The organism is Bacteroidota bacterium, assembly GCA_034439655.1.
In the GTDB taxonomy this organism is placed as follows: domain Bacteria; phylum Bacteroidota; class Bacteroidia; order UKL13-3; family UKL13-3; genus CANJUD01.
The window spans coordinates 1-6,499 of record JAWXAU010000139.1 but is presented as its reverse complement, the minus strand read 5'-3'; the positions used below and the strand labels follow the sequence as shown (position 1 = coordinate 6,499).

Sequence of the window (6,499 nt, the reverse complement as noted above, 5' to 3'; positions counted from 1 at the left end):
ATCCCGATAATTATCGGGATTAAGTGGGGCTTTTGGGATGTAGTTCGGCATTACCATTCTACAAAATTAATCCGCCACAGGCAGAGAACTATTATAGTTTAAGGAATGGTATTAACCCCAATCCCTATAAAATAAAAACGATCCCGATGCCTATCGGGATTCCGTGCATCATAGGTTTCATCGTTCGTCCGTTGGACGCAACGAAACCTTAGCTGTTAGCAGTAGTTGTTCTCTCTATCAGTTGTTTGTATACTCCGTCCCATAATCCTATTCTTTTCTTTAACGATTGTACTACCGCTTTTTCTGCTTCTATCCAAAATCGCTCATTATTACCACAAAGATTTGCTGTCATTTGCAAAGCAAGATGACTATGATGGTCGCCATCAACTTCTATATGTCTTTCAATGTAATATTTAAAGATTGAAATTTCATTAGGGAAATTTTTATGAATTTCATTAATTATCGAAATGAACATTCCTGGAATTAAGTCCTCACGACCAAAAGTGAATATAGCTGATTGTAAATAATCCTTTTTTCTTGATATAATTTTAAAGGTAAAGTCAACAAATTCTTGAGCTTGTTGTGGTGCTTTTGAAATATTAAAAGCCTTTTCAAAATTTCCAGTCAGTTTCATTTCTTCAATGAACATTTCAATTTGTCGAGTGTCTGCTCCACATTGATTCATAGCGTCTATGTATAACTCAAAATGACTTTTTCTTTGTCCACTTAAATCTACATCTGATTCTTCGCCTAATACAATTTCATTGATAAGGTGTCGAGTGTCTGCCGTACCTTTTGGAAACCAAGGAACTGTTGTGCAAGTCAAGTTGTTTTGTAAGGTCTTAAGCAAAGACATAAAGTCCCAAACTGCAAAAATGTGGTGCTGCATAAAAATCTTAAGGTCGTCAATGTCGTTGATTTTTGAATAAACTTTATGATTAATAATTTCTTGTCGTAAAGGCTCAATTGCCTTTTTTAATTGTTCTATTCTTTGGTTCATTTTTATCTGTTTATATTGTTGAGGTTTGTCTTTTTACAATTCTGACTAACGTTTTGCTGCTTACAAGAGGGGCGGTATTTTTTACCACTTCCGATAGCTATCGGGATGATTATAAAAACTAAATTTTCATTAACCACAAAACTGTCTATACCCAACAAACTTTATTAGTAGCACAACTGTTTGTATTCGCACTTACACCGCCATTTTTTTTTAGGTGCTGTTAGCGGTTCGTTGTTTTTTCTGGTCGTGTTAAATCTATTCAAGGTTCGATGTCTTGATGTGCTCGAAAAAAAAAAAATTAAAAAAGGACGGCCATATTATTAAGCATTTCCGTCCCGTTTTATTTAACCAGCATTTTACTGGATACTTATACAATTATAATTTGTTCAGAATCTTTGCTTCTGGCACACCAATTACGCCAGCTGCTTCCATTGTAGCTTTCATGTCTGGATTTGACATCATTCCGCTAAGTGCTTCTGCACTTGGAAATTCAGAGATAATTGTTACAACATTAGGATTATCAATAGAGTTATAAACTCCGTTTATTTTTACACCCGCTTGTTGACGATTAGAGTCATCTGCATCAAAAGCTCTTTTCCATTCTGAGAAGTTTTTCACTTCGTGAGTTAGAATTACTGTTACCATTTTTTATTTGTTTTATTTTTTTCCTACTCGTAAGGCTTTTCGGTTTCGCCCCGTTTTTTTAAGTGGATGCTGGTCTCCACTATATTGTTTGCAATATTACAATATTCAGTCAAATAATTGTAGTATGTTTGTTCTGCCAGTCGTTTATAGTTGTTCTGTCGTCTTTTACAATTACTGCTACCGTTTCGCAACTACCAGAAGGTGGCGTCCCGATACCTATCGGGATCGAAGCACTTCTGTAAACTTTGATAGATACGTAAAGCTTCTTCGCCGCGGCGAAGAACAACTGAATCGCTACATCGGGGTATGTGCAGGTATGCCTACGTTGTTCTTTTTACGTTGTGCTTTGTCTGCTCATTTTAGTTTGTTGCTTTACTTATTATCCATAACCCGAGCTTGGTTGTTGGTTTTTAACCAGACTATATTTATTGGGTTCTAAATTCATTCCCTTTCTCAAGCCGATTGCAAATCGGCTCGGGTACAGCCTATATTTACAGTACCGTAAAGCATAGTAATTTTAGTTTATTGTATTACAATGGTAAGCTAACAAACAAATAATTCAATAATTACTTTTCAAAACTTTCCCCTCAACACTCCACAATTATTATATACTTTTGCAAAACCATAACTAACCTTGCCAGCACAAGATTCTCTTAAGCAAATTATAAGTTCCCTGCCCTTGAAGCCGGGCATATACAAATACTTCGATGCGGAGGGTGAACTATTATATATTGGTAAAGCCAAAAGCTTGAAGAAGCGGGTGAGTAGCTATTTTACCAAACAACATTACGAGAGCAATAAAACCAAAAGATTGGTCTCTCTTATTGATAAAATTGAGTTTACGATTGTCGATACCGAGTATGATGCTCTGTTGCTTGAAAATATCTTAATCAAACAATATCAACCACGATATAATGTGAGTTTGAAGGACGATAAAACTTATCCATTTATCAAAATAACCAATGAACGTTTTCCCAAACTTTTTCCAACACGAAGATTGTTTAGGGATGGGGCAGAATATTATGGTCCGTATGCATCTGTAGAAATGATGTATACTATACTTGATTTGGTAAAAGCTATATATCCACTGCGAAATTGCAATTTGAATTTGACGGAAGAAAGTATACAAGCGAAGAAATTTAAGATTTGTTTGGAATATCAGATTGGCAATTGTAAAGGCCCTTGTGAGGGTTACCAAAGTGAAGAAGATTATATGGCTTCAATAAAAGCTATTGCCAAAATACTGAAAGGAAATGTGAGTGAAGTATTATATATTTTAAAAGAGCAAATGGCCACTGCGGCCGAGCAATTTAAATTTGAAGAGGCACATCAACTCAAACTAAAATATAACAAATTGTTGGAGTATCAAGGTCGGTCCACAATTGTGAGTCAAAGTATTACGAACCTTGATGTATTTTCTATTGCGGAAGAACAGAATTTTGCATTTATCAATTTTTTGCGTGTGGCTAACGGAATGATTATACAAGCACAAACGATAGAACTGAAAAAGAAAATTGATGAAACCACGCAAGAGTTATTGCAAATGGGCATTGCAGAGATTCAAAACCGTTATGGAAATACCTCTAAAGAAATTGTAGTCCCTTTTGAAATAGAACTCGAGAATCAAAATATTATATTCACCGTTCCAAAAGTAGGTGATAAGAAAAAATTATTGGATTTGTCGCTTAAAAATGTATTATACTTTAAGCGTGATAAATTAGCACAGTATGAGAAAGTAAATCCCGATGTCCGTTCGGATAGAATATTGGCTCAAATGCAAAAAGATCTGCGATTGCCACATCCACCTAAGCGTATCGACTGTTTTGATAATTCTAATTTTCAAGGAGCATATCCTGTAAGTGCGATGGTTTGTTTTATAGATGCCAAGCCTGCAAAAAAAGAATACCGGCATTATAAAGTAAAAACTGTTGTAGGTCCCGATGATTTTGCCACCATGCACGAAGTGATTACACGCCGCTATTCAAGGGTGTTGGAGGAGAAATTGCCTTTGCCGCAACTTATAATAGTTGATGGTGGAAAGGGGCAATTAAGTTCGGCAGTGGATGCGTTGCAAAAATTAGATTTATTTGGAAAAATTCCTATTATAGGTATTGCTAAAAGGCTGGAAGAATTATATTATCCAGGCGATGAATTACCTTTATATATTGACAAGAAATCGGAGACGCTAAAAACCATACAACAATTGCGAGACGAGGCTCACCGCTTTGGTATTACCTTTCACCGCAAGCTACGCAATCAAGGAACTTTAGCTACTGAATTGGAAGATATAGAAGGGATAGGGGACGCCACTGCCGAGAAATTATTGAAATATTTTCGTTCGGTAAAAAAGATAAAAGAAGCAGCTATTGATGAGCTGGATGGCTTGGTGGGAAAAGCAAAAGCAAAATTGGTATATGAATATTTTAATCCGCAAAAATGATTAGCAAAGAAGAACTTTACCATCTCATTCCGGGCATTGAAACTGTTTGTATATTCGATAATAATAATAAGCAGAATGCTTGCGGATATCGTACTTATGAATGGTTGGGTGGATTTGGCGTGGAAGAAATTATTATAGATAATGAAGGAAATGCTTTTGAAAAATTGCAACAGAAGTATCATAATGATTGGTGGATGGGTTGCCTAGGTTATGATTTAAAAAACGAAATTGAAAAATTACAATCCGACAATTATGATGGCAGCGATTTACCAGATATCATATTCTTTAAACCCCAAGTAGTAATAGCTGAAACGGTTGACGGGCTTAAGTTCTTGAAAGGTGATGAAGCACAACTAAAAGAATTATATTATACTCCAAAGAATTACTTCACCACAAAAAACATACAATTGCACGAACGCACAACTCAAGAAAGATATATACAAAGTTTTGAAAAAATAAAACAACATATTATAGATGGCGATGTATATGAATTGAATTATTGTATGGAGTTCTATGCCAAAGATATTATCATAAATCCATTTGAAACTTGGCAAAAGCTAAATAGCACAAGTCCTACGCCATTTGCAGGTTTTCTGTCGCATACCCATTATCATTTGTTGTGTGCAAGTCCGGAGCGTTTTTTGAAAAAAGAAAATAATAAACTTATTGCCCAGCCTATAAAGGGTACAATACAAAGAGGCAAAGATGAAAAAGAAGACGAACAATTCAAGCAAGAATTATATCACAACGAAAAAGAACGCAGCGAAAATGTGATGATAGTTGATTTGATGCGAAATGATTTGGCCAAAAGTAGTATAGCAGGAAGTGTGAAAGTTGAAGAATTATTTGGTATAGCTACTTTTGAAAAATTGCATCAAATGATTTCTACAGTTACCGCAGAAGCCAATCCAGAAATAAACATATATAATATTATCAGAAACGCTTTTCCCATGGGCAGTATGACTGGTTGCCCCAAAATAAAAGCCATGGAGCTTATTGAAAAATACGAGGACAGCAAGCGTGGTTTCTATTCAGGAGCATTGGGTTATATAACACCCACTGGCGACTTTGATTTTAATGTAGTTATAAGGAGTATTATATATAATGCCGAAAGTAAATATTTATCTTTTCATGCGGGCAGTGCCATTACTTATGAAGCCAATGCATTAAGTGAGTACGAAGAATGTCTATTAAAGACTCAATCCATCAGAAAAACTTTAAATATTTTGTAAAGTAATTGTCATATAGGATTTATTAATAATTATAAAATATTATTTTTCAAATCATTACCATAGTTTTGCAATTTGAACGTGCAACGTAATTAAACCACGCTTTGTCTTTAGTATCATACCCACAAATAAATAAATTATTAAAACCATGAAAAAGTACATTTTAAAAACAACCCTTATGTTGGCCGTATTTAGTGCCATTACATTCAACGCTTGTAAAAGAGAAAAGTGGGACAGCAATGATACCACTACCACCGAAGACCAATCACTGGCTGAAGCAACCGAGAACGACATTTTTAAGCAAAGTGACGATGCGGTTACCCATGGAAGTGAGTATTTAAAAACTGGAGATGCAGAAACATTAACTGGCCCTTGTGCAACAGTAACAATAGATTCTAACTCCAATCCTAAAAAAGCAATAATCGACTTTGGACCGGTAAACTGTGCCTGCAATGATGGCAAAAACCGCAGGGGTAAAATTATTATTACACATAGTGGCAAATTTCGTACTGTAGGCTCTATAATGACTGCAACTACACAGGACTTTTATGTAAACGATAACAAAGTAGAACTAACCAAAACTGTAACTTGCACCGCTCCTCTTACTTGGACAATTGAAGTTAAGAATGGCAAAATCACGATAGCCAATGGCGGAGGCACCATTACGTGGAGTACCAGCCGTACACGCAAAATGACCGCAGGTGCAATAACACCCTTCATTTTGAGCGACGATAAATATGAAATTAATGGAAGTGCAAGCGGAACCAACCGCGGTGGAATTGCTTATACCATGAGTATTACTGCTCCCTTAATTGTTGATTTTAGTTGTGTCAAATCTCGTGTAACCAAAGGCGTTATTACATTTACCGCAGCAGGAAAGGCCGACCGCAGCATTGATTTCGGTAATGGCACTTGCGATGATGAAGCATTGGTAACAGTTGGTAAAAACTCTAAAACCATTGTGTTAAAACGCTAGTAATTTTAGAACCTAATATAGGACTTATTATATAAAAAGCCCGGTGTTATAATTAACATCGGGCTTTTTATTGTTATACCATTTCTTAAACTATAATGGTTCTCCGCCTTTGGCGGATTTGGTTTGTAGAATGGTAATGCCGAACTACATCCCGAAAGCCCCGCTTAATCCCGATAATTATCGGGATGCGGGGGGATTAGTCCCTTTCT

The 6,499-nt window shown here is 35.9% G+C and carries 5 protein-coding genes; 3 read left to right on the top strand and 2 right to left on the bottom strand.

Translation table 11 applies throughout. From position 1 onward, the window contains the following. Positions 1 to 208: 208 nt before the first annotated feature. Positions 209 to 1,000: a DUF3050 domain-containing protein gene (locus SGJ10_09895; protein MDZ4758432.1), complete on the bottom strand. Its 792-nt coding sequence runs from the start codon at positions 998 to 1,000 to the stop codon at positions 209 to 211. A gap of 375 nt (positions 1,001 to 1,375) precedes the next feature. After that, positions 1,376 to 1,645 (bottom strand): DUF3764 family protein, encoded by a 270-nt coding sequence (locus SGJ10_09890; protein ID MDZ4758431.1) that lies wholly within the window; start codon positions 1,643 to 1,645, stop codon positions 1,376 to 1,378. A gap of 634 nt (positions 1,646 to 2,279) precedes the next feature. Here SGJ10_09890 and uvrC point away from each other — a divergent pair. From uvrC to SGJ10_09875, 3 genes are all read left to right on the top strand, one after another. Next, positions 2,280 to 4,085 carry an excinuclease ABC subunit UvrC gene (uvrC, locus tag SGJ10_09885; GenBank protein MDZ4758430.1) on the top strand — a complete coding sequence of 602 codons (1,806 nt, stop codon included), beginning with the start codon at positions 2,280 to 2,282 and terminating at the stop codon, positions 4,083 to 4,085. Next, positions 4,082 to 5,317, top strand: a complete 1,236-nt coding sequence (locus SGJ10_09880; protein ID MDZ4758429.1) for an anthranilate synthase component I family protein — start codon at positions 4,082 to 4,084, stop codon at positions 5,315 to 5,317. Before uvrC ends, SGJ10_09880 begins: the two co-directional genes overlap by 4 nt. A 145-nt stretch (positions 5,318 to 5,462) precedes the next feature. Beyond that, positions 5,463 to 6,290, top strand: coding sequence for a hypothetical protein (locus SGJ10_09875; GenBank protein MDZ4758428.1), 828 nt, complete (start codon positions 5,463 to 5,465; stop codon positions 6,288 to 6,290). Positions 6,291 to 6,499 lie beyond the last annotated feature (209 nt).